The sequence below is a fragment of the Pseudanabaena sp. 'Roaring Creek' genome, assembly GCF_001402795.1.
Lineage (GTDB): Bacteria > Cyanobacteriota > Cyanobacteriia > Pseudanabaenales > Pseudanabaenaceae > Pseudanabaena.
The window spans coordinates 1-1,647 of sequence record NZ_LIRE01000086.1; the positions used below are offsets into that span (position 1 = coordinate 1).

At 41.0% G+C, this 1,647-nt stretch carries 1 protein-coding gene; it reads right to left on the reverse strand.

What is annotated here, in order from left to right:
• Positions 1-150: 150 nt before the first annotated feature.
• Entirely contained in the window at positions 151-1,272 is a 1,122-nt protein-coding gene (locus AC805_RS02935) for an acyl-CoA desaturase (protein ID WP_055074029.1), read from the reverse strand.
• Positions 1,273-1,647 lie beyond the last annotated feature (375 nt).

A 1,647-nucleotide genomic window follows, 5' to 3' on the forward strand; every position in this document is an offset into this window, starting at 1 on the left:
TATAGCTACAGTCACTTGACTTAGGACAAATCAAACCCCAAGAATTGACTGGAGGCGCTTCGCGCCTCCAGTCAATTCTTGGGGTTTATGTCCTAGTACAATTGGCGACAGCTATAAATAAAGAAGGAGCGCAAAGCGCTCCTTCTTTATTTATAGAGATTTACATGTTCCCATCTGCCGCAACCAACGGAAGTGAGAGCGAAACCCCGCCCATACAGAACCATGCTGATTGTATCTCACGCCAAATTCCTGACAAGTTTGCTCGACAACCTTGGAAACTTCTGGATAATTAATATGGCAAATATTCGGAAATAAATGATGTTCGACTTGGAAATTTAGACCACCAAGCAACCATGTCACGTAGGGATTATTACGGGAGAAATTCACAGTTGTCTCGATCTGATGGATAGCCCAATCATTTTCAATAACGCAAGCTTTGGCAACAGGGAAATTTGCCTCCTCAACTACATGCGCTAATTGGAATACGACACTCAGGACAATTCCTAAAGTAACGGCGACTAATACATAGCTTGCGAAGACTTGCCCAAAAGAATGCAATAACAAAGGAATGCCAAAGACGAGCGATAAGAAAATCCCCTTTCCTACAAAAAATATAGCAAGATTGCTCCGCTTGGGACGAGGATAAGGGCGATCGCCGATTTTACCTGTAATCAAGCAATAAAAATCATCATAAAAATGCCATTTGATTGCTAGCAGACCATATAGCAGCCACAAATAATAATGTTGCCAACGATGAAAGGGGAGATGGGCATGGGCAGGTGAAAGACGACCAAAAATTCCTACCTCTAAATCCATATCGTACCCAGCAATATTAACGTAGGTATGATGGAGGACATCATGTTTCCAATGCCAAATATAAGAACTACCACCAATCACATCCAAACTCATCGCCATGAGTTTATTTACCCATAAAGAATTGGAATAGGCATGGTGTGCCCCATCATGCTGAATACTAAAACCGATGCCTGCGGTGATCACACCGAGAACAATACATAAAATACCAACCTGCCACCAAGACTGAGCAAGAAGGACTAGGACTGCGTAAGTTCCTAAAAAGCCTAATAACAGAATTGCGGTTTTAGTATACATCTGAGGACAATCGCGTTCTTTGAGATTGCCATTTTGAAAGAGTTCATCAACCCTACGTCTGAGTTCTGCCTGAAATCCACTATTATTCGCAAATTTTAATTTTTTTGCTAATTCTTTTTCTTGAGTCTTTACAGACCGTTGAGATTCATCGCGTTCTTGCATTTTTTCCCATTGTAATTAACATCATACTTATAACTATTTCACTTTTTGGATAAGTAGCCGAGCGAAATTAAACATAATCCCAAAAAACTATGGCGCAAGCCGCGTTTGCACCACAGTTTTTATTGTTAGTAGTTAAAGTACCTGTGGCTTCGACTCCGTTCAGCCAAGGTTATACCAATTCACGAAAGTGTGACAACACTTCAGTGAATTAAAACCCCAAGAATTGACTGGCGGCGCTTCGCGCCGCCAGTCAATTCTTGGGGGAAGTCGAAGCTAGATAACTTTGCTAGATAACTTTGCTAGATAACTTTAGTAGGACATTTTTTATCTGCAAGAACCTATGTAGCTGGGCATAATTAAAACCCAGAATCAAAA